We start from the raw sequence: 22586 nt of genomic DNA on the forward strand, positions 1-22586 counted from the left end.
AAGGATTCACTTGGTGCGGTAGGCGTCAACGATCGTCTGGGCGAAGGTGTTGCCCTTGCGGTCCGCCAGCCGGGCCCGGAAGGAGACCGAACCTCCCGCGGCCGGGTTGACCACCGTCACCGTGCCATGCCGTACGACGAGCGGGTGCCAGGTCTCGCCGCTGTCGTAGGAGACGGACACCTGAAGTGCCGCCAGACCACGTCCGGCGGCCGAGCCCTGCACGGTGACCGGCACCGACTGCCTGGCTCCGGCGGTGGCCGTGGAGTCGAGGCCGAGCTCCGGGGTGTAGCGGACGACGCTCGTCGGCAGCGCGACGGCTGAAGCAGTGTGGCCCGAGGTGAACTCGGCCTGCCAGGTGACCGTCGAACTGACCGACGCGACACCGGTCTTGGCCCGCTCGACAGTGGTCACCACGCGGTAGCGCGCCTTGTCCGCGGGCAGTTGGAAGTCGGCCGCGTCCAGCACGCCGTCCGCCGTCGCGTACTCCTTGCCGTTGCGATAGACCGTGGTCGACGCCGTGTCGTACACGCTTCCTCCGAGGTGGCCCTCGCCGTCGGCGAAGGGCACGATGCTGCCGGTGAGGGTGTCGCCGTCGCGGACCAGTCCCTGTCCCAGGCCCTCGCCGAGAACCGGGCCGAAGACGCCGGCGTTGACGGTGGCGGTGTGACTGCTGCCGCTGGGGTACGTCTTGTCGGGAAGCCGGTACGCCGCCTGAACGGTGCCGTTGGTGGGAGAGACCTGCTGGAAGTACTCGCTCCAGCGGTAATCGCCCTGCAGGTACACCGTCCTGGTGCCCGGCAGTTCCGAGTAGAACCCCACAGCGCCGAGCGGGAGATCGGGCGCGACAGTCCAGTTCACCCCCAGGGCTCCGACTGCCGACGATCCTTGGCGCAGCGTCAGCTTGGCCAGATCGTCCCAGGTCACATGCTGCGTGTGGCCGGTGTAGAAGGCATCCTCAAGGGTGTCCGCGATGTGGTACTCGGTGTCGCCGTTGTACCAGTGCGACCCGAAGTGAGAGGTCACCTCGCCCGGCGGCAGCGGGTCGCCGATCTGGGCGGTGCGGGTACCGGCCGTGCTCCCCGTCAGCCCGACCGTGGTGCTCGTCCCGGTTCCTTCGCCCTTGACGGTGGTGGACATGAACGAGGTGAAGCTCAGGGCCTTGGAGTCCGGCAGCGACAGGTCGACCGGCAGCGTCTGCCGGGCATCGATCTCGATGGTCATGTCGTGATCGACCGTCAGCTTCGGCGCGACGAGGTAGTCCAGGCCGATACCGCCGGCGCCGCCCCTCGCGAAGGTCTTGCCCACGACCGTGTAGTCGCCGGCGGACACACGTACCGTCCCCGTGCCGTTGCTTCCCTGGACCAGATCGAAGGTGTCCGTTCCGATGCCGACAAGGTAGGCAGCCCAGTCGTAGAAGCCGGGCCTCGAGCCGTCCCGGCCAGTGGCCTTGAAGGTGACGTCGTGTGTCGCCGCCGCGCGGTCCACGCCGCCGATGCTCCGCACCGTCTGGCCGCTGCCGGTGGCGGTCACCGTGACGCTGTACGCGCCGTCGGCGTCTCCTCCGATCCGGGTGTCAGCGCTCACGTCGACGCCGGCCGTGCCGCCGGGGGGCACGGTGACCTGCGGGGCGCTGAGTGTGAAGAACCCCTCGGGCGCCGTGGCGCCGTTCGGGCTCGTGCCGGTGGTGGCCAGGTCCAGGGTCACCGCCTGGTCGCCGTCATTGCGATAGGTGATCGTCCGGGTCAGCGGCTCGTCGTCGGTGTGCGGCCATGCCACGGCACCGAAGTTCAGCGAGGTGGGCTCCGCCACGACGGTCTGCCCGGTCGCGCGGACCAGGTCGATCCGGCCGGTGCCCTGCTCGTACACGCTGTAGTCGCCCGGGGCGGTCGAGCCGACCAGTGACGACTTGATCTGCTGCCCGCTCCAGTCCGGGTGCTGCTGGGCGAGGAGGGCCGCCGCGCCTGTGACGTGCGGGGTGGCCATCGAGGTGCCGCTGATCGTCACGTACTCCGGGCTGGGGTGCGGGGAGTTGGGCAGGGTGCCCGCGGCCGAGGCGGCGGTGATGTTCACGCCGGGTGCGGTGACGTCGGGCTTGACTCCCCCGTCCTCGAAGCGCGGGCCTCGGGAGGAGAAGGACGCGAGGACGTTCTGCTTGTCGACGGCGCCGACGGTCAGCGCGGACTCGGCGACGCCCGGCGTCCCGATGGTGCTCGCGGCGGGACCTGAGTTGCCCGCGGCGATCACGAACAATGCCTGGTCGGACAGCGCGTCGACGGTCTCTTCGAGCGGGTCGGTCCCCAGGGTGTCGGTGCCGCCCAGCGACATGTTCACGACGTCGGCGCCCTGCTCGACCGCCCACTCCATGCCGGCAACGATGTCGGAGGTGAGGCCGGATCCGCTGGAGTTGAGCACCTTGCCGTTGAGCAGCTCCGCGCCCGGTGCCACTCCCCGGTACTTGCCGTCCGAGGCCGCGCCGGTCCCGGCCGCGGTCGAGGCGACGTGTGTGCCGTGCCCGTTGTGGTCCTGGATGTCCGCGTCGGTGCTGAAGTTCTGCTGGGCGATGACCTTGCCGGCCACGTCGGGGTGACTGGTGTCGATACCCGTGTCGAGGATGGCGATCTTCACGCCGGTACCGTCGTAACCCGCCTTCCACACCTCAGGCGCGCCGATCTGCGGCACGCTCACGTCCAGCGCGGCCTTCACTATCTTGTCGAGGCTGATGGAGGCCACGCCCGGCGCCAGTTCACTCACCCCGTCCGAGGTGTCGGTGAGCGACGACCACGCCTTGGCCGTCTCCTGCGGGCTCAGGACGAGTGCCTCGCCGTCCACCGCGTTGAGCTCCCGGACGGCCGTACTGGTCTGCGCGTGCAGGCTGGTTCGTGCGGCCGGGTTCTCCCTGCTGTACTCGACGATCACGGGTGATCCGCCACCCGCCAGGTCGGCGTACTCGGAGCGGCCCAACTCCGCCGCGTCGAACAGCTCACGGTCCAGCTTCCCCGTGGAGATCAGCGGTTCGACATCGGAGGGGATCACATAGGTGTGTCCGCCGCTCTCGATGGTCTGGACGGGGACTGCTTCCCGTCCCTTGGCCGGGGTGACTCCCTCGACCGTTCCGCCCTGGCCGAGCAGTACGTGGTCGCCGGTGATCAGAGTGACCGTCCGCGCCGCGGTCGTCGCTTCGGCGACCGCCGTACCTTCGCCGTCCGCGGAGGCCGGTGGGGCGATGGTGAGCCCCGTCGTCATGGCCGCCGCGAGGGTCAACGCCCCGGCTATTGCGGTCACGGAGGGTCTGTTGCGTCTTGCTCGCAGCACTGTTGTCCCTGTCTTTGGTGGGGGGTCAGCAGAGAACCGATGAATGCTCAGCCTTACAAACTTCAAGCATTCTGTCAGGGGCTCGTCAATGAGACCACTGTCCCCCGAGGTGCTCGAGTGACGGGTGGCTTCAACTCCCTTTCACAGCAAATGCATTGAGATCAATCGGCCGCGACGCGGCAAGGAAGGCAGCAGGGCAGGGGAGTTGTCACACCATGTGCGACAACTCCCCTGCCCTGGCTGGATACTCGGGCCCCGGTTCAGCCATCCGATCTCTCCTGGCCCGTGCGCCACAGCCTGCGAGAGGTCGGTTCCCTACGACGCGAGGTGTCCAGGAGCCGGGGTGACGGACAGCAGGGCGCGGCCGGAGACGACGTACTCCGCACCGGCCCGGAGACAGGCGCCGAGGTTGACGGCGTCGACACCGCCGTCGACACCGGCCGGGAGTGTGGGGCGGGCCTGACCTGCCTTGGCCGCCAGCGCCGGGTCGGCGGCGCCGGTGCTGCCGGGTTCGATCAGCATGACCAGGAGTCCGTCGACCATCTCGAAGCACGCCCGGACCGCACTGAGTTCCGTTGCCGGTGCTACGGCGAGCCAGGCGGCGGCACCCGAGGCGCGGATCCGTTCCGCGGTGTCGGCCACGGCCGCGTGGTCCGCGCAGGACTCGAAGGGGAAGGTGACGCGGTCGACCTTCTGGGCACAGATCTCGTCGATCAGACCGTCGAGTTCCGGTGCGATGACGTGGATGTCGAGCGGTCCGATCCGACGCTCGGCGAGCGTACGTACAAGGGCGAGGTCGACGCCTCGATGCGTGCGGTCGTCCATGATGACGTCTGCGTGAACCCACAGGCCTGCGCGTTGCAAACGCTCGGCGGCGGCAAGCCGGTCCGCCTCGGCGACGGCGTAGACGCTGCCGGCGAGGGTGGCCCTGGGGTGGCGGGCGATCTCGGCGAGGATCTCCGGGTTCAGCCCATGGCCCTGCGGACTCAGCCCCTGCCCCTCCGGGTTCAGCCCAAGGCCCTGCGGTGTCACGCCGTCCTCCCGGCGGGCCCGGCGTTGTCGGTGTCGAGCGCGTCCCAGCCGGCCAGAACCGTGTAGACCGCCTCGCGCGCGCTTCGTGAGCCGGGGCGGGGAGCGGCGACCGGCCGGGTCACCGGCGCCCACTCGCGCAGGACATCGCGTACCGCCCGCTTCGAAGCGATGGCCGCCGCCTGTACGCAGGCGCCGCGTGCCGAAGCCTCGGGGGCGTCGGCGACGAACACCTCGCGGCCGGTGAGATCGGCCAGGAGTTGGGTGTAGGCGGTGGACCGCGCACCGCCGCCGGTGGCGATGAGGCGCCCGCCGGTGGCGACCCCGGCGGCGTTGAGGTGCCGCTCGCCGGAGACCAGGCCGAGGATGACACCTTCGTAGGCGGCCCGCGCGATGTCCTCGCGGCTCGTCGCCGAGGTCAGTCCGGCAAGGATGCCCTGGGCGCCGGGGCGGTTCGGCTTGCGTTCGCCGTCGAGGTAGGCGACGAGGACCGGTCCGACGGTGCTGAAGGCGGCGAGTGCCAGTTCGGCGAGACCCTGGTGGTCGACGCCGAGGATGCGGGCGAAGGTGTCGGTGACGCGTGTGGCGTTCAGGGTCGAGACGAGGGGGAGATAGCCGTCGGTCATGTCGGCGACGCCGTCGACGATGCCGTTCAGGTCGAACACGGGGGTCTCGCTGGTGGTGAAGACGACGCCCGAGGTGCCGAACGTGTACACCACGTCGCCGGGGACGATCCCGAGACCGAGGGCCGCCGCGTGCTGGTCTCCGCCGCCGGGGCCCACCAGGGTGCCGGCCGGCAGGTCGAGTTCCGCACGGGCCGCTTCGGTGACCGTTCCGACGGCCGTGGAGGCGTCCATGACCTCGGGCAGCGCGTCCGCCCAGTCGCGTTCGGCGTCGATGTGGGCCAGGAGTTCGGGGAGGTATCGGGATTCCGCGGCGCTGTAGTAGCCGGTCCCCGATGCCTCGGAGCGGTCGGTGGCGTAGACGCCGGAGAGTTTCCAGGTCAGCCAGTCGTGCGGCAACAGGACGCGGCGCAGCTTCTGGTAGTTGGCGGGTTCGTTCTCGGCGAGCCAGGCGATCTTGCTGAGGGTGAAGGCGGCGGTCGGCAGGGAGCCGACGGCGCGGATCCATTCGGGCGCGCCGATCAGTCGCTTGAGCCGTTCGAGCTGTGGCGCGGAGGTGGTGTCGTTCCACAGTTTCGCCGGCCGTACGACCTGATCGGCGGCGTCCAGCGCGACCAGGCCGTGGCACTGGCCGTCGACCGCGATCGCGGCGATGTCTCCCGTGGACACACCGGCGTCGATCCGGGCGGCCGCGAGCGCGGCTTTGAGCGCGGCCCACCAGGCGGCGGGGTCCTGTTCGCTGCTCGGCGGGAACGCGGGCGGGTGCGCTGCGTTTCCCGAGCCGAGCAGCGACCCGTCGTACAGGTCGCGGATCTCGACCTTGCAGGACTGGGTCGAGGAGTCAACTCCGGCGACGACGGGCATGGTGGTTCTCCTAGGCGAAGTGCGATCGCGGTCGACGGCCGGAGCAGCGATCCTGGGTCTTGTCCACGTCAGTCAACTGGAGCCTTGTGCTGGGGAGTTACGCCGTTCACCGCTCCCTCCGGTGCGTCGGCGGGCCGGTGGCTGCTGGGCCAGGCGAGCTGGCGCAGGTCTCCCGGCGTGACGGTATCCCGGGGGTACTTGATTCCGTCGCAGGAGCCGTCCTTGAAGACGCACACCGCGTCCGCGAGCCCGATCAGTTCCTCCTCCTCGGTGGACACCACGATCACGGCCACATCCCCGTCGGCGGCCATCGCACGGATCAGCGCGTGGATCTCGGCCTTCGCACCGACGTCGACACCCTTGGTCGGTTCATCGAGCAGCAGCAGTCTTGGCTGTTGCAGGGCGGCCCGGGCGAACAGCACCTTCTGCTGGTTTCCTCCGGACAGCCGCGTGATCGGCTGCTCGGTGTCCCCGCGGACGGCGACCTTCTTGAGAGCGTCGCGCGTCGCCTGGTTGATCCGCCTGCGCTGGAGCCGCCCGCCCCGGCTGAACCTGTGCAGCACGGGCAGCGCGATGTTCTCCTTCGCGCTCATCCCGGGAATGAACCCGTCGGCCTTGCGCTCCTCCGAGAGGAAGGCGATCCCGGACCTGATCGCCTTGGCCGGCGTCCGCGGCCGGTACGGGGTGCCCGCCAGGGTCAGCGAGCCGACCGGCGGGCGCTCGGCTCCGTACAGAGTGCGCAGGAAGCGCGACCGCCCAGAGCCGACCAGCCCGTACAGGCCCAGTACCTCACCGGCCCTGACCTGGAGTGTCACGTCCTTGAGCCGGTCCGTGGACACGTGTACGGCGTCCAGCACGACCTTGGATCCCTGCGGCTCACCGTCTGTCCGGTCCGCGGTCGCACCGGCCTGCGACCCGTTCGCCGACGTCGCATACGCGGGCGACAGGGAGGACGCGGACTCGCCGACGATGGCGTGGACCACATCGTCGTGACTCACCGTCTGTGCCGAACCGCTCAACACGACGCGGCCGTTGGCCAGCCCGATGACGTGATCGGCGACCGAGAAGACCTCGTCGAGCTTGTGGTCCACCAGCAGAACTCCCATGTTCCGCTCACGCGAGATGCGCTTGACCGTGGCCAGCAGATGATCGATCTGCTGCGCCTCCAGGGCGGTCGTCGGTTCGTCGAGGAGGAGGTACCGCGCGTTGCGGTTGAGCGCGGCGACCACCTCGACCATCTGGCGCTGGGCGACGGACAGTTCGCCCGCGCGGTCGGTGGGCGAGGCCGTGACGCCGTACTCCCGGCAGAGTTCGGCGGTACGCCGGTTCATCTCCCCCTGTGCGAGGCGGCCGCGCCGGCTGGTCTCATGGCCGAGGAAGACGTTCTGCGCGACGGTGAGCTGGTCCACCAGCCGCAGTTCCTGGTAGACGCAGGCCACTCCGGCGGCCAGTGAGTCGGCCGGGGTCGAGAAGTGCTGGGGCACGCCGTCGATGAGTACGGAGCCCTCGTCCGGGCTCTCGGCGCCGGCGAGCATCTTCAGCAGGGTGGACTTGCCCGCGCCGTTGTGTCCGACGAGGGCCAGCACCTGACCTGGGACGAGCGTGACCGTCACCCCGTCGAGGGCGCGCGTCTGTCCGTAGCGCTTGCTGATCGCGTCGACAGCCAAGTACTCCACAGCTGTTTCAGTCACGCTCGTACACCTCTCTCCGTTCCTGCTGTCGCGTGTGTCCGGGTCAGCCGACTTCGCCCGGTCCCGGGGTGCCGCTCGTGAAGATCTTCAGCGGCTGGAGGATCTCCGCCGGCACCTTGTCCCCGCCGACGTACTTCTTGACGTTGTCCACGACGATCCGCGCGTAGTCGGCCGGTTCCTGGGCGGCGCACGCCTTGTAGGTGGAGTTCAGAGCCGTGTCGGCGGCGCAGAATCCGTAGAGCACGACCTTGCCGGTCTTGCCGAGCTGGCTGATCGCCTGCAGCGCGCCGGTCGTGCCGGGGCCGGTGTCGGCGAAGATCACGTTGATGTCCGGGTTGCCCTGCAACATGTCGGTGGTGACCTGAAGGCTGACGTTGGGGTCGACCTTGCTGTTGACGGTCGGACCGACCTTCGCGTGGGCGTTGGCCTTGATCGCGGTCTTGAAGCCGTCGTCGCGCTGGTTGGTGGGGATCTGGTCGGGGTCCCCGACGATGCCCGCGTTGATCGTGGCGGTCGTGCCCATGTCCTTGATGAGCTGTTCGCCCATCGCCTTGCCGCCCTCGGTCTGGTCGGCGCCGACGTACTGGACGATGCTGGCGTTCTGGGTCTTCAGGTCGTCGGGCGAGATGATGACGTTGACCGAGAACACCGGGATCTTCGCCTGGTTCAGCGCCGCGACGCTGGCCGCGCCGGGCCCGGAGTTCACCGCGTTGAGGGCGACCGCGCAGACCCCCTGCTGGACGAAGCTGTTGATCTGCGAGAGCTGTGTCGAGTCGCTGTCGTTGGCGATGGCGATCTTGACGTCGAACCCGTCCTTGGCTCCGGCGTCGAGGAAGCTCTGGCGCATGGAGACGTAGTAGGGGTTCACCGTGTTGGGCAGGGAGACGCCAAGGACGGGCTTGCCCGACGTGCAGCTGCTGGGTACGGCGCTGTCGGCGCCCGTCGCCGTGGTGCCGCTGGTGGCCTGGTTGCTGCAAGCAGCCGCCAGGACTGCGATGGAGAAGGCGGCCGCCGCTGCGGTCAGCCCTCTGGTTCGGTTCGACATGCTCTCTCTCCTTGCTTGGGACGTTCGGCGCGGCTCGCCTGACGTGGGTGGAGATCTGTGTCGGCCGGCAGTCATGGAGCAGGAGTGCGGGCCAGGGCCGGAGCGAACTGGGGTTGGCGGGCGCTAGACCGCCGTGGGTTCCTTCTGGGGCTCTTTCCGGGAGGTACTGGTGAGCGCGCTGAGGAGGGACTTGCCGCTCAGACCTCGCCGGTAGGTGTCGAACGAGACGCCCAGCAGGATGATCAAGCCGATCACCAGCGACTGCCAGTAGCTGCTGACGTTCAGCACGTTCATGCCGTTGCTGACCGAGGCGATCAGGACGGCGCCGATCATGGCGCCGGCCACGGTGCCCATTCCTCCGAACAGGCTCACTCCGCCGACCACCGCCGCCGCGATGGAGAAGAAGAGCTCGTTGCCCAGCCCGGTGGCCGGGAACCCGACCATCAGGCGCGAGGTGGCGATGAGCCCCGCGATCCCTCCGCACACGCCGCTGACGGCGTAGGCCAGGATGGTGACCACCCGGATGTCCACGCCGGCCAGTCGGGCCGCCGACTTGTTGCCGCCGGACGCGTAGACGTGTACGCCCAGCCGGGTCCGGGTCAGGAACCAGCCGGCCGCTACAGCCGCCACCAGCAGCATGATCACGGGCAGCGGGATTCCGGCGACGCGGCCCTGGCCGATCCAGGAGAAGCCGGCCTGGCGCACCGAGATGGAGTTGGCGCCGGTGATGATGAGGGGGACGGCGGTCGCGACGCCCTGGGTGGAGAAGGTGACGATGAAGGGCGGCACCTTCACGTAGTGGATGATCAGGCCGTTGATCACCCCGAGGACGAGCCCCGCTCCCACGGCCAGCAGGGCGGCCACCGGCCAGGGAAGGCCGTCCTGCATGAGGACCGCTGCCAGCACGCCCGTCATGGCGACGTTGGCCCCGGTCGACAGGTCGATCCCGCCGGTCAGCAGCACGAACGTCTGGCCGAGGGCGAGAAAAGCGATCACCGCGCCGTTCAGGAGCAGCGTCAGACCGTTGTGCACGGTGCCGAACGACGGCGACAGGATGCTCAGGACGGCGAGCACGACCAACAGGACCAGGAAGATTCCCGTCTCGTCGGGAAGGCGGAACTTTCTCATGGGAATCTCCATGGTTCGTGGTTCATCGGCTCGGTCGAGAGGCCGGCTTCCGGTGCGAACGGGTGCGGACCGCATGGGTCACTCCCTGCCATTCAGCGCGGAGGCGTCCAGCGGTGCCAGTTCTTCGGGAGCATCGGTGATCTGCCCCACGCTGCCCGCCGGGTGCGCGGACAGCACCTGGGACCAGGAGTAACCGCTCAGCCGCATCAGGGTGACCGCCAGGGCGTCACCCCAGGCCGATACGGCGAGGGTGCTGCCCATGGCGATCACTCCACCGGGGTCCGCGTGGCCTGCCGGGGCTATCTGCACGCTCACATCCGCGAGCAGGCCGAGCGCCGAATCCGCACGGGAGGTCAGCGACAGCACGCGAGCCCCGCGCTCCTGTGCCCCGCGGGCGAAGTCGTTGAGTTCGGCCGAGCCGCCGCCCTTCGAGATGGCGATCACCACGTCCGTCTCCGACACCGCGCCCAAGGATCCGTGCAGTGCGTCCATGGGGTGGAGGAAGACAGCCGGCGTGCCGCAGACGGACAGGAGGTGCGCCATCCGGCGTGCCACCGTCCCCGATGTCCCCGAGCCGGCCACGACCACCTTGCCCTGGCATCCGAGCAGCAGCGAGACAGCCGACAGGAAGGAACCGTCGAGTTGCTCGGCGATGCCTGCGGTGGCGGCGCCTTCACGGCGGATCACCTCCCGGGCACCCTCAAGGATCTGGTCCTCAGCAAGGGAACTCACGACGACATACCTCCGGGGATGGTGCGGGATCGAGCACACGGCGGGAGTGCTCGGTCGGGGAACTTCATCGGCCCGCTCCTTCCGCAACACGCGGCACGTACATGTTCACGCCGTAAATGCCGCGTAACGACTGTGTGGCGCGAGGTGGGAATATCAGACATCCAGCCCGCCCATGCGTCAAGTAAGCTGCCCATATGGGCGGGCGCCGACCGAGTGGGCGTCGCTGAATCGTTCGCGAAGGAGAATCCGATGGGTCCAGCCGAACTCCAGCGAGCCACCACGGTCGCCCGCAGATACTTCGTGGAGGGCAAGGCGAAGACCGAGATCGCCGACGAGCTCGGCATCTCCCGCTACAAGGTGGCCCGCATTCTCGACGAGTGCCGCGAGCAGGGCATCGTGCGGATCGAGATCGGCGTGCCCACCGCCGTGGACAGTGAGCTGTCGGAACAGCTGCGCGCCGCGTTCGGGCTCCAGCACTCGCTGGTGGTCAAGGTGACCGCACCGGACGTGGTCACCCTGCGCCGCGAACTGGGCACCGCCGCCGCCGAACTGCTCACCGAGATCGTGACCGAGGACGACGTCCTCGGAGTGAGCTGGGGACGCACGCTCGACGCCATGGCGCGCGCACTGAACGCACTGGCGCCGTGCAGCATCGTGCAGATGACGGGCGTGACCGGCGCGGTCGGCGCCAACAGCGCTGATCTGGTGCGCCAGTTGGCAGCCGTGTCACACGGTCCCGCCTATCCGATCTACGCGCCGCTCGTGGTCTCCGACGAGAGAACGGCCAACGCTCTCTACTCGCAGCCGGGCATCGCCGCCGCCACCTCGCGGTTCCCCTCCATCACCAAGGCGGCTGTGGCGATCGGCAGTTGGGACCCCGAAGGTTCGCAGTTCCACGCGGCGCTGCCCCCCGCGATGCTCGCCTCACTACGCCACGAGGCCATCGCGGCGGAGGTCTGTTCGATGCTGCTCGCGGAGGACGGCACCCCGCTGGGCGGAGACGTCAGCAGACTGACGATCAGCATCGGCGCCGATCAGCTGCGGCGGATCCCGGAGGTCATCGCGGTGGCCGGAGGGGCGTCCAAGGCGCGGGCCATCCACAGTGTGCTCCGTGGCGGACTGGCCCATTCCGTGGTGACCGACGTCAGCGCGGCACGGCTGGTTCTTGATGCGCATGCGCAAATCACTCGATGACAGTCGGCCGTGTACAAAGACGCGGGGCGGGAAGCGGCCTGGGCCGCTTCCCGCCCCGCGGGATGGGTGGAGGGGGTCAAAAGGTCATCAGTAGGAGAACTGCTGGATCTGGCTGCCGTCCGGACCGTAGGTCCAAGCGGTGCGGGTGGTCGGATCGAGCTGGATCGAGGGGTCCTGCACGCCGTGCAGGAGCAGACCGCCCCGGCCTGTGACGCTCAGGCCGTTCACGGTGCGGATCACCTCTCCTGTGGTCAGGTCGACGACCGCTATCTGGCTGGTCGCGTTGTTGTCGGACACGACACCCTGCTGGGAACCGAAGTACACGGTGCCCTCCGGGGCCGCGAACGACACCAGGGCGAGGTGGTGGACGCCGTCCACGGCGAGCGACACGGGCGTGCCCTTGCGCAGCGCGAAGGCGTCACCGGTGGTCTGGGTCTCCTCGTCGTACGTGGTGAGCGTGGCGGTCGGCGCGATCTTGGTACTGATCGCGGTGGCGGACACGCTGTAGAGGGTGCCCGCATCGTCCGAGGCGATGCCGTGACCGCAGGCCGAGATGGAACCCGATGTGGTCACGGTTGCGCTGTCGAGGTCCACCCGGGCGGGGGCGACACCGCCGAGGCAGATGATGTTCGTGGCGATCTTGCCCAGGAACACGTCACCGGTGGACTGGTCGATGTCCAGCAGGCTGTACGTACCGGTCGGGATCTTGCCGTTGTTGTCGGCCTGGATCAGCTCGCCGGTGGTGCCGGTGGCCAGGTCGACAGGGAGCACCGAGTCGGTGTTGCCCACCTTGGCGCGCAGCAGTACGGCGGCCCGGTCGCGCTTGGCGTCGACCCGTCCAGTGACCACCAGGTACTCCGCGGCCCGCAGGGTCGAGCTGCCGACGAGCGTGTCGGTCACGGTGTCCCAGGTCTCCAGCCTGACGTCGCCGCCGGCCGCGCTCACGTGCCCGAGGAGCACCCGGTGCGCGTCCGGGGCAACGCCGATCACCTGGTAGTCCGAACCGCTGCCGGAGTCCGAGGTCAGTACGGCTCCGTAGGCGCCGGTCGAGGTGGAGTAACGCCGCACTTCGGTGCCGCCGGCGGTGGTGCGCAGGGCAGCGATGGAGTCCTTGCCCGCGGCGCTGAAGCTCAGCACCGTACTGCCGTCGGGAGCGAGGCCGTCGTCGACGGCCAGGTTGGAGACGGATGACGCCTGCCCGATGACCCGCTGGTGGCCGTCGAGGGCGAGCACACGCACGCTGTAGGTCGCGGAGGTGGTCAGGCCCAGGGACAACGCGTCGAGACGGACGGTGCCGGAGGTGGCCGACAGCTCCTTACTGACGGTGGACGGCGTGTCCGCCGCGTCGTTGTCCAGCGCCGAGCCGTTGGCGTTGCTGAAGGTGTTCAGCGAACCGAACAGCGTCGGGGCCGGGGCGGAGAACTCGACGATCGCGGACTTCGCGCCGGGAACGCTGCGTACGTCGTAGCGAAGACGGAAGTCGGGAGCGGTGCGGGTGACTTCCGCCGTGTGGCCGTACGGGGCGCCGCTCCCGGTCGTGGCGATGGTCGGCGCGTCCGGCCGGGTGGCGGCGGTGCCGCCGGCGATCCGGATCGGGGCGAACTCGCCGTACTTGGTGAGGCTGGGGTTGCCGCCGAAGCCGGACAGGGCGATACCGATGCCGTAGATCCCGCCACCGCCCTTGAAGGCGTCCGCGGGGATGGTGACGGTGCCAGTGGTCGCGGTGAGGCTCTGGTGCCAGGCGGCGGAGAAGATCGGGCCGAGGACCGGGTTCCAGTGACCGACGGTGGACACCACCAGTTCGGGGGCGGTCGCCGTGGTGACGCCGGTGAGGTCGTAGGAGACGGTGACCGCCTTCCCGGCATCGGCGGTGGCGGGCGCGAGCGGCGCGGTGGACTCGACATAGCGGCCGTCGCTCGGGCCGATGGCCAGGGTGCGGTGCACGGTGGCCTGTGTCCTGCCGCCGATCTGCACCTTGAAGGTGAGTTCGATGTCGCGGTCGGTGGTGGAGACGACCGGAAGCCCTGCCGCCGAGAGCAGCTGCCGGGGCGTCACGCGGATAGCCGGGGTGTCGGAGGAGAAGGTGACCGGATGGTCGGCGGCGACGGTGAGCGTGTACCGGGGCTTGGCGCCCTGCGGAAGGCCGGTGACGTCGGCGGCGAAGGTCACCGGGCCGACCAGTCCCTCGCCGTTGCCGCCGGAGGCCATGTCACCGAGGTCGATACGGTTCTGGTCGGTGGTCTCCAGAAAGGTGCCGCCGAGCGCGCCCACGGTGACCCGGTGGGCGACGGAGAGCCGCACGACCGAAGGCCCGTCGCTCTTCAACTTGCCGCCCAGCGCCTTCTCGGTGGCGGCGGTGACGTCGATCTGCGGTCCGACGTGCAGGGTCCGGTCGATCTGCGGCGGGCTCTCGACCGCGCGGCCGGTCTTCTCCAGCAGGTCCCTGACCTGCTTGGGGCTCAGGTCACGCCCGGCCAGTCGGCCGGCCTGGAGCACGACCGCCGCGGCCGCGGCTATCTCGGGCGCGGACGCCGACGTACCGCCGTTGAACACCGCGGTGACGGCCTGCGCGCTGCCGCCTCCCTTGTGCTGGAAGGCGATGATGTTGTCGCTGGGGGCGGAGAGGTCCACCCGGCTGCCGAAGCCGGAGGCGAAGCTGCCGAAGCCGCTGATCCTGGTCTCCGCGACGGTGCCGGTATCGGCGTACGGGCTGCTGGAGTTCGCCGGTACGGCGAGTGTGTCGTCCAGGGTGGTGCCGCCCGCGGCGATGGCGCCGGTGTCGGGCACCTTGGACGGGGTGGTGGTCAGCGCGACGTCGTCGATGGTGGTGGCGGAGGCGGTGTTCGGGGCCGTGTCGGTGGGGGTGCTGCCGCCGTCGGGGCCGACCGCGGCGGGGGTGTAGAGCCGGGTGCCGTCGTTCGAGGAGATCGACACCACGATGCCGTCCTTCTGGACGATCGAGGCGACCACGGACCGAACGAAGGGGTCGTCCTCCAGGTAGCGGCCCGGGAATCCGACCGAGTCCGTGCCGAAGCCGAGGCTCGCGGTGATGACGTCGGGGCGGGGCGACTGGTGGGCGGCGGCCAGCAGCGCGCCGGCTATCTGCTCGATCGTCGGCTCCTGGGGGACGACCAGCCGGTAGTCGGCCCCCGGGGCTATGCCGAGCAGGTCGGTGTAGCCACTGCCGAGGGCGTCCTCGCGCTGCTGGTCGTGGGGCAGCGGGGCCATGACGCCGAAGTCGAGGAGCACTTCGCCGAGCGAGGGGTCCTGGTTCTTGGTGGAGGCGGACGGGTCGAGGGCGCCGTCGCTGCCGGCCACGTAGGTCGGGATCAGCGGCATCGACGGCAGGTCGAGGTACCGCTTCCCGTCCTTCAGCACCGTGGTCGGGCCGTAGCCGTTGACGTAGTTGTCTCCGGCGTCCGCCATCGACTGGTCGGTGAGGTCGCCGATGGACACGTTGGTGATGGTCTGGCCGGTGCCGGGCAGTTGGCCGTAGCCGTCCTGGAGAGTGGAGAAGGCGCCCACGGCGTTGACTCCCCCTGCGTTGAGGAACGCCTGGGCGGAGGAGGACACGGCGTAGTTCGACGGTACGTCGGCGGGGTCGGCCCCGGCGTCGGGGGTCGTCGCAGGGGTGATCGCGACGTCGGGAGTCCCCGCGGGAGCCTTCGCAGCGCCGGCCGAGGTGGGCAGCGGCTGCGCTCCGGCGTTCATGGTGTTCACGTAGCGGTTGGGTTCGGCGTACGCGATTCCGGATGTGCCTTGAAGGTCACCGGCGACAGCTGTGGAGTCCTGCTCCTTGACCTTGACCACGTAGGTACGCGACAAGTCGGGAGCCTCGGCTCCCAGTTGGTCGCGTGCGGCCGCGGTCAGGGAGCCGGTGTCGGCCGAGGACAGCGAGGGCAGCAGCGGCTGCAGGGAGGTGGCGCCCACCGCGTGCAGCTTGGTGTCCAGCGCTTTGTCGCTGGTCTGCGGCGCGCGGGCCTCCAGTTGGCGCTGGGCCTTGCCGGACAGGGCGGCCCCGGTGACGGAGGTGTCCGGGTCCAGGGTGACCAGCACCTGGCCCGGCACCACTCCCTGGCGTTGCGCGGGCGGCTCGGCGGCGCCCTTGACGGTGCCGTCCAACGGCGTCTTCCCGATGCTCAGTTGATCGGCACCGGAGGGCGCGGCGGAAGCGGCGGGCGCCGGGGAAGCCCCGTCGGACGACGGAGCCGCGGACGCGGTGCCGGTGACGACGGCGGTGGCCAGCGCCGCCAGGGCGAGAGCCGCGGCGGTGTGCCGCCTGTGTCGGGCATGCGCTTGGAGCACGGGCAGGCCTTTCCGGTTCAGCACGGCAGGCTGCCTGGCGGGACGCACTGCCGCATACGGGGGTAGGCGACGCGCCGCCTTCTTACTGATGGAAGATGTCAACCGAGTCGGAAGTGACACAAGGCAATCTTGGTGGCCGAAGTACGCCGGGTGGCGGACAGTCGCCACCTGCACGGCGGAGGGTTCATGGGACTTAACGTGCTGGGACTTACGGAGGAAACAGAGCACGTTTACACGGCCCTGGTGGAGCATCCACGCTGCACCGCCTCAGAGTTGGCGGAGACCTGCAAACTGTCCCCGGCCGGCGCCGGACGGTCACTGTCGGCACTGGTCAAGGAAGGCCTCGCGACCCGGACCACCGGACGGCCGCCCCGCTTCTCCGCCACCGCCCCCGACGTCGCGGTCACCGCTCTGATCGACGAGCAGCAGCACCGCCTCGACGAAGCACGTTCACTGGTGCATCAGTTGATGGCGACCTACCGGGAGGCCGCGCGGATCACGCATCCCGAGATGGCCGTGGAACTGCTGACCGAGCGCGACGACATCAGCTCGGCGGTGGGCCGGCTGACGGCCGACGCCCGTCACCAGCTGCGGGCGTTCGACCGTCCGCCCTATGTCGACCGCCCGGGGAGCCGCCTCGACCACCAGATCGAGCGCCAACGGCACGGTGTGGCCCACCGGGTGATCTACGACCGGGAAGCCGTGGCCTGGCCGGGCAGGATGCACGACGACATCGCGCCCAGTATCAGAGCGGGCGAAAAAGCCCGGGTACGCCCCGAGTTGCCGCTGAAGCTGGTGATCAGCGACAGCCAGGCGGCCATCATCCCCTTCAGCCTCGCGGCCGGCGGTCAGTCGGCGGCCTACCTCATCCACCAGTCCCCCATGCTCGTCGCGCTGGAGTCCCTGTTCGAAGCCGAATGGGAGCGCGCCGTCGCCCTGCCGGACGCCGGAGACCCCGCTGGCGACAACCCGACACGGCAGCCCGGAACCGTTCCCGTCCAGCCGGATCCGGACACCCGCTCCCTGCTGGCCCTACTCGCTTCCGGCCTCACCGACGCGGCCATCGCCCGCTCACAGGGCTGGAGCGAGCGGACCACCCAGCGGCGGATCCACCGGCTGATGAGCGAACTCGGCGCCTCGACCCGCTTCCAGGCCAGTCTCACGGCGGCCCGCCGCGGCTGGCTCTGACCACCCGGGCCCGCCGCGGCCCCCTGAGCGCCGACCGACTCCAGACGTCAGTATGGATTTGCAGGAATACGTCACTCCGATTTATCGTTGCAACCAGCAACAAGTTGTATATGGCAACTAATAGGATCCGGTCCGGCAGAGAGTTCCTGGCAGCCGAGAAGAGAGAAAGGCGATCCTGATGCGCGCGGACGACGTCGTGCGGTCTCTGACCACTCCCCTGAACGCCCCTGCCTTCCCGACAGGGCCCTACCGGTTCACCAACCGCGAGTACCTCAACATCACTTACCGCACCGACCCGCAGGCCCTCGCCGCCGTCGTACCGGAGCCGCTGCGTGTTCCCGAACCCTTGGTGCGCTTCGAGGTGATGCGCATGCCCGACGTGACGGGGCTCGGCGACTACACCGAGTCCGGCCAGGTCGTGACCGTCGAGCACGAAGGTGAGCGCGGCGAATACAGCCTGGCCATGTATGTCGACAGCTTCCCGGCCATCGCCAGCGGCCGCGAGGTCAGCGCCTTCCCCAAGAAACTGGGCGCGCCGCGGCTGTATGTCGACTCCGACACCCTGGTCGGCACCCTCGACTACGGAAGCCTGCGCGTCGCCACCGCCACCATGGGCTACAAGCACCGTCTTCTGGACCCCGCCGAGGCCCGCGACGAAGTCACCCTGCCGACCTTCATGCTCAAGAAACTGCCGGGCTACGACGGCACCCCCCGCATCTGCGAACTGGTCCGCGCCCAGATCTCCGACGTGACCGTCAAGGGCGCCTGGTCAGGGCCGGCACGCCTGCAACTGTTCGCCCACGCGCTCGCGCCGCTGTCCGACCTGCCCGTACTCGAAGTCGTCTCCGCGAGCCACATCCTCGCCGACCTCACCCTGGGCCGCGCGGAAGTCGTACACGACTACCTCGCCCGACCCGCGTAACCCTCGCGTTCCGGGTCAGCCGCACTCGTAGGACCGCCCCTTCCTCAGAGAGGACCCTTCCATGACGGAAACCACCGACGCCGCCGGAATCCGCCGCGTCACGGTCGTCGGCGGAGGCGTGATCGGCGCTTCCTGGGCCGCACTGTTTCTCGCCCACGGACTGGAGGTCACCCTCAGCGACCCCCAGCCCGGCATCGACACCCAGGTACGGGAACTGATCGACGGAACCGTGCCCGTACTCCAAGGCCTGGGCCTGGAGACAAAGGACCTCACCAAGAACCTCAGCTTCGAACCCGACCTGGCCGGCGCCGTGCGTGAGGCCGACCTCGTACAGGAGAACGGGCCCGAACGGCTGAACGTCAAGCAGGAGATGTGGCGAACGATCGAGGAGAACGCGCCGGCCACCGCCCTGTTCGCCACCTCCACCTCCGGGATTCCGGCCACCGACATCGCCACCGTGCTGCGCCGACCGGAACGTCTGGTGGTGGGCCACCCCTTCAACCCGCCGCATCTGGTACCGCTCGTGGAGATCGTGCCCGGTGAGCGCACCAGCGAGGAAACGGTGGAGCGGGCCCGTGCCTTCTACACGGCGCTGGGCAAGAGCCCCCAGGTGCTCCGCAAGGAGGTTCCCGGCTTCGTGGCCAACCGTCTGCAATCGGCAATCTTCCGGGAATGCGTCCACCTGGTCGCCGACGGAGTCGTCACCGAACAGGAGCTGGACGCCATCGTCACCTCCTCCATCGGGTTGCGCTGGGCGGTCGCGGGACCGTTCCAGACGTTCCACCTCGGCGGAGGGCAAGGGGGCCTGGAGCACTTCGTCACGCACCTGGGCCCCGGCATGGAGAAGCGCTGGGACCAGATGGCGCGTGAGCACGTCGCCTTCGACGACGCCACCGTGGAGACCCTGAGCGAACAGGCGCGGAACTTCGGCGCCGGCATCGACGAACTGGCCGCCGAGCGCGACCGCAAGCAGGTCCTCCTGATGCGTGCCCTCTCCGAGACCCCCGACGCGCACGAGGCGTAGGACGCGATCGAGTGCAGACCGAGGCGCACCGGGCGTAGCACCGCGATCCAGCTCAGCCCAAGGCGCACCAGGCCTGGGACGGCGGTCACGCAGCCCCGCGCGCCTTGGTGTCATCCCCCCTCTTCCCCGTTGTGGAAAGTCCCCCACCATGAACTCGCTCACCGAGAAGATCTCCCAGGCCGTAGCCCATCCCCTCACCGGCGACGACGACTTCGACATCCACCACGCCCTGCACGACGTCCTGGCCGACATCGGGATGCGGCCCGAGGACAGCGGCGGCGCGATCACCTTCCTGGGAACCGACCCGATCGTGCCCTCCACTCTCCGTCTGGGAGCAGTGCCGGCGCTGGGCATGACCGCCAAGTCCGTGGCCCTCGCGTCGATGTGGCGGCACCGCGGGGGTGAGGGGCAGGACATCACCATGGACCTGCGGAAGGCCCCGCATCGCCTGTGCCCCTTCTACGACAAGAAGTGGGAGAAGCTCAACGGGTTCAGCCCCGGCCGGCCGCATGACCCCGACAACCCTTTCAGCCTGCGGTTCTACGAGACCCGCGACGAGCGCTGGGTCATGCCGCTCAACCTGTATCCGAAGATCAAGGACGCCACGCTCCGGCTGCTGGGGACCCACCCGGACGAGACCGCCGTCGCGGAAGCCATCCGTACGTGGGACGCGGCCGACCTGGAACAGGCCGGCGCGGACGCCGGTGTCGTGATGCCGATGCTGCGCACGACCGAGGACTTCCTCACCGAACCGCAGTACCGGGATCACCTCGCCCACGAGCCACTGATCAGGATCGAGAAGATCGGCGACAGCGAGCCCGAACCCCTGCCGGCGGGAGTTTCCCAGCCCCTGGACGGTCTGCGTGCGCTGGGAATGGGACACGTCATCGCGGGCGCGGGCATCGGCCGCGACCTCGCCCAGCACGGCGCGGACGTCCTGAACCTGTGGCGTCCCACCGAGTGGGAGAACGACGTCACGTACTACACCGCGAACGTCGGGGCACGATCGGCCACTGTCGACCCGTACTCCCCCGAAGGCCAGAGCCGCATCCGCGATCTCCTGCGCGAGGCGGACATCTTCTACGCCAACCGCCGGCCCGGCTTCCTGGAGAAGATCGGGCTGTCCCCCGAGGAGGCCACGGCGGTACGTCCGGGCCTCGTCTACGCGACCGTCAGCCTGCACGGTGACAGCGGCCCCTGGGCCGACCGCGTCGGCTTCGACCAGACCGCCGGCTGCGTCAGCGGGGTGATGCTCCGGGAGGGAACTGCCGGGCGCCCTGCCCTGCCACCCATCGGTGTCGTCAACGATTACGTCCTGTCCTGGCTGGCCACCACCGGAATCATCCGTGCCCTCATCCTCCGGGCCACCCAGGGCGGCAGCTACCGGGTCAGCCTCAGCCTCAGCCGGGTGTCCGCCTGGATCCTCAGCCTCGGTGTCTTCGACCGCGCCTACGCCCACGAAGTCGCCGGCACCGGCGGCCCCGACTCGCCCCACGCCTACCTGGATCCCGACCAGTTCACCGCCCAGACCCCCTGCGGCCACTACACCGGCGTCACCGACCAGGTCGTCATGTCCGCCACCCCGGGCCGCTTCCGTACAGTGCTCGTACCCCGGGGCAGCGGCGCCCCCACCTGGCTGCCACAGGCCTGACCGGGTCACCGGCCCTGCCCGCTGCACCCAGCGCAACGACTCACCGCTTGTACCGCACAGCAACATGGGAAGGCCCTTCCGTGATCAGCATCCCCGCGCACAGGCTCAACGACGGTTCGAAGATCCCCGCCCTCGGCCTGGGCACCTATCCGATGGACGACGCGCAGGCGGAGCAAGCCGTCGGCGAGGCGCTGGACATCGGCTACCGCCTCATCGACACGGCCACCAACTACCGCAACGAGACCGGAACCGGGCGCGGCGTCGCCCGCAGCGACGTCCCTCGCGAGGAGATCGTCGTCACGACGAAGCTGCCCGGCAGGCATCACGGGTACGAGGAGACCCTCGCGTCCTTCGAGGAGTCCCGCAGCCGTCTCGGCCTGGCGTACGTGGACCTCTATCTGATCCACTGGCCGCTCCCCCGCGTCGGCAAGTACGTGGAGTCCTGGAAGGCGATGGTCAAACTCCGCGCCGAGGGCCTCGTCCGTTCGATCGGGGTCTCGAACTTCACCCCGGAACACATCACGCGGCTGGAGGAGGAGACCGGCGTCCTGCCCTCCGTGAACCAGGTCGAACTGCATCCCTTCTTCCCGCAGGAGAAGTTGCGGGCCTTTCACGCCGACAAGGGCATCCGCACGGAGAGCTGGACTCCCTTGGGCCACAGCACCGACCTGCTGGACACCCCCGCCGTCGTGAAGGTGGCCGAGGCCCATGGCGTGACGCCGGGGCAGGTCGTGCTGCGGTGGCACACGCAGTTGGGTGCGGTCCCCATTCCCAAGTCCGCTGACCCCGGTCGCCAACGCGAGAACCTCGACATCTTCGGCTTCGAACTGACGCCCGCCGAGCTGGCGGCCCTCTCCGGCCTGCCCTCGCGGCGTATCGGTGGAGATCCCGAGGTGCACGAGGAGTTCTGATCCCGGGCGCCCGCGAGGTGAGTGGCTACCCCGTGACCTGGCGAATGTGCGGCACCACACGGGTCAGCCGCAGCACGCCCCACAGGATCGCTGCGGTCCCGATCGCCTCGGGGAGCAGCCACCAGCCGGTACGGACCGTCTCCCCGAACAGGGTGACACCCAGGATCAGACTGACCGTCGCGTCACCGATGGTCAGCGCGGGCTGCGAGGCCGCCAGGGCGCCGGCCTGCAGCGCGTTCTCCAGCAGCAGGATCGCGCTGACGCCGGTCAGCGCGAACCCGTAGGTCTGCCAGGCGCCGAGGAAGGCGGTGAATCCGTCGTCGGCGAGGGTGCCGGTAGCCGACTTCAGCAGCGCGGCGGTCAGGGCGTTGCCGACGGCGGACGCCGATCCCAGCACGGCGGCCCGGAACAGCGGCGGATGCCCCGGACGGGCCACGGCGACCAGTACGCCCATCGCTCCCAGGCACAGCACCAGCGCCGGGATCCACCTCACCATGGAGGCCTGGTCGTGGGCCCCCGAGGGGGCGGCCGAGCCGAGGACCAGGGCGAGGCCGACGACCACACCGGCGACGGCCCACCAGCCCGCACGTGGCAGACGTCTGTGCAGCAGCGGAATGGCGATCAGCAGGGCCAGTGGCAGCTCCAGGATGAACAGGGGCTGCACCAGTGCCAGTGGCCCGTTCACCAGAGCCAGGGCCTGGAAAACCGCGGCTGCGACAACCCCGGAGATCCCGATCAGCCAGGCCGGACGCCGAGCCAGGTCGAACATCAGGCGCAGCCCACCGCCGCGCGCGACGGTGGACGCCGCCTTCCGCTGAAAGGCGGTACCGGCCGCGTTACTGGCGGCCCCCAGGACAGCGAACAGCACAGCCAGCACGATCACCCCTCCACCATGCCCGTAGAAAGGCCATGAGGCCTTCCGGGAGGCGCCGACCGGCGGGCTCGGCACACACCTCGCGCCGGGTCC

At 69.5% G+C, this 22586-nt stretch carries 15 protein-coding genes; 6 read left to right on the forward strand and 9 right to left on the reverse strand.

From position 1 onward, the window contains the following. Window positions 1-6: 6 nt before the first annotated feature. The 7 genes from ACIPC1_RS17825 to ACIPC1_RS17855 form a co-directional block, all read right to left on the reverse strand. The gene (locus tag ACIPC1_RS17825; protein WP_402517946.1) at window positions 7-3282 is read right to left on the reverse strand and encodes a S8 family peptidase; all 3276 of its coding nucleotides are present in this window, start codon (window positions 3280-3282) and stop codon (window positions 7-9) included. A 345-nt stretch (window positions 3283-3627) separates the two neighbouring features. Further along, complete coding sequence (locus tag ACIPC1_RS17830; RefSeq protein ID WP_402517949.1) at window positions 3628-4344, reverse strand: hypothetical protein; 717 nt, start codon at window positions 4342-4344, stop codon at window positions 3628-3630. Continuing rightward, complete coding sequence (gene xylB / locus ACIPC1_RS17835; RefSeq protein WP_402517950.1) at window positions 4341-5828, reverse strand: xylulokinase; 1488 nt, start codon at window positions 5826-5828, stop codon at window positions 4341-4343. Before xylB ends, ACIPC1_RS17830 begins: the two co-directional genes overlap by 4 nt. A gap of 68 nt (window positions 5829-5896) precedes the next feature. After that, window positions 5897-7519, reverse strand: coding sequence for a sugar ABC transporter ATP-binding protein (locus tag ACIPC1_RS17840; protein ID WP_402517953.1), 1623 nt, complete (start codon window positions 7517-7519; stop codon window positions 5897-5899). A gap of 43 nt (window positions 7520-7562) precedes the next feature. Further along, window positions 7563-8564 (reverse strand): substrate-binding domain-containing protein, encoded by a 1002-nt coding sequence (locus ACIPC1_RS17845; protein ID WP_402517955.1) that lies wholly within the window; start codon window positions 8562-8564, stop codon window positions 7563-7565. Between the two features lie 123 nt (window positions 8565-8687). Beyond that, window positions 8688-9692: an ABC transporter permease gene (locus ACIPC1_RS17850; RefSeq protein ID WP_402517957.1), complete on the reverse strand. Its 1005-nt coding sequence runs from the start codon at window positions 9690-9692 to the stop codon at window positions 8688-8690. Between the two features lie 78 nt (window positions 9693-9770). Then, the gene (locus ACIPC1_RS17855; protein WP_402517960.1) at window positions 9771-10424 is read right to left on the reverse strand and encodes an SIS domain-containing protein; all 654 of its coding nucleotides are present in this window, start codon (window positions 10422-10424) and stop codon (window positions 9771-9773) included. Between the two features lie 249 nt (window positions 10425-10673). On the opposite strand from ACIPC1_RS17855, the gene ACIPC1_RS17860 reads away from it, so the two are divergent. Further along, window positions 10674-11618: a sugar-binding transcriptional regulator gene (locus ACIPC1_RS17860; RefSeq protein WP_402517962.1), complete on the forward strand. Its 945-nt coding sequence runs from the start codon at window positions 10674-10676 to the stop codon at window positions 11616-11618. An 87-nt stretch (window positions 11619-11705) separates the two neighbouring features. Here the strand turns inward: ACIPC1_RS17860 and ACIPC1_RS17865 are convergent, their stop codons facing one another. After that, the gene (locus ACIPC1_RS17865; RefSeq protein ID WP_402517963.1) at window positions 11706-15923 is read right to left on the reverse strand and encodes a hypothetical protein; all 4218 of its coding nucleotides are present in this window, start codon (window positions 15921-15923) and stop codon (window positions 11706-11708) included. A gap of 186 nt (window positions 15924-16109) precedes the next feature. Between ACIPC1_RS17865 and ACIPC1_RS17870 the strand changes: the two genes are divergently transcribed. From ACIPC1_RS17870 to ACIPC1_RS17890, 5 genes are all read left to right on the forward strand, one after another. Next, on the forward strand, window positions 16110-17111 hold the full coding sequence (locus ACIPC1_RS17870) for a helix-turn-helix domain-containing protein (protein WP_402517965.1): 1002 nt from the start codon (window positions 16110-16112) through the stop codon (window positions 17109-17111). 178 nt (window positions 17112-17289) lie between these two features. Further along, the gene (locus tag ACIPC1_RS17875) at window positions 17290-18033 is read left to right on the forward strand and encodes an acetoacetate decarboxylase (RefSeq protein WP_402517968.1); all 744 of its coding nucleotides are present in this window, start codon (window positions 17290-17292) and stop codon (window positions 18031-18033) included. Between the two features lie 61 nt (window positions 18034-18094). Further along, window positions 18095-19057, forward strand: coding sequence for a 3-hydroxyacyl-CoA dehydrogenase family protein (locus ACIPC1_RS17880; protein WP_402517970.1), 963 nt, complete (start codon window positions 18095-18097; stop codon window positions 19055-19057). 148 nt (window positions 19058-19205) lie between these two features. After that, window positions 19206-20708 carry a CoA transferase gene (locus ACIPC1_RS17885; RefSeq protein ID WP_402517972.1) on the forward strand — a complete coding sequence of 501 codons (1503 nt, stop codon included), beginning with the start codon at window positions 19206-19208 and terminating at the stop codon, window positions 20706-20708. A gap of 80 nt (window positions 20709-20788) precedes the next feature. Then, complete coding sequence (locus tag ACIPC1_RS17890) at window positions 20789-21619, forward strand: aldo/keto reductase (RefSeq protein WP_402517975.1); 831 nt, start codon at window positions 20789-20791, stop codon at window positions 21617-21619. A 25-nt stretch (window positions 21620-21644) separates the two neighbouring features. On the opposite strand, the gene ACIPC1_RS17895 is transcribed toward ACIPC1_RS17890, so the two are convergent. Further along, window positions 21645-22502: a DMT family transporter gene (locus ACIPC1_RS17895; RefSeq protein WP_402517978.1), complete on the reverse strand. Its 858-nt coding sequence runs from the start codon at window positions 22500-22502 to the stop codon at window positions 21645-21647. Between the last annotated feature and the right edge of the window lie 84 nt (window positions 22503-22586).

It is taken from the genome of Streptomyces sp. NPDC087263 (assembly GCF_044744645.1).
GTDB lineage: Bacteria > Actinomycetota > Actinomycetes > Streptomycetales > Streptomycetaceae > Streptomyces.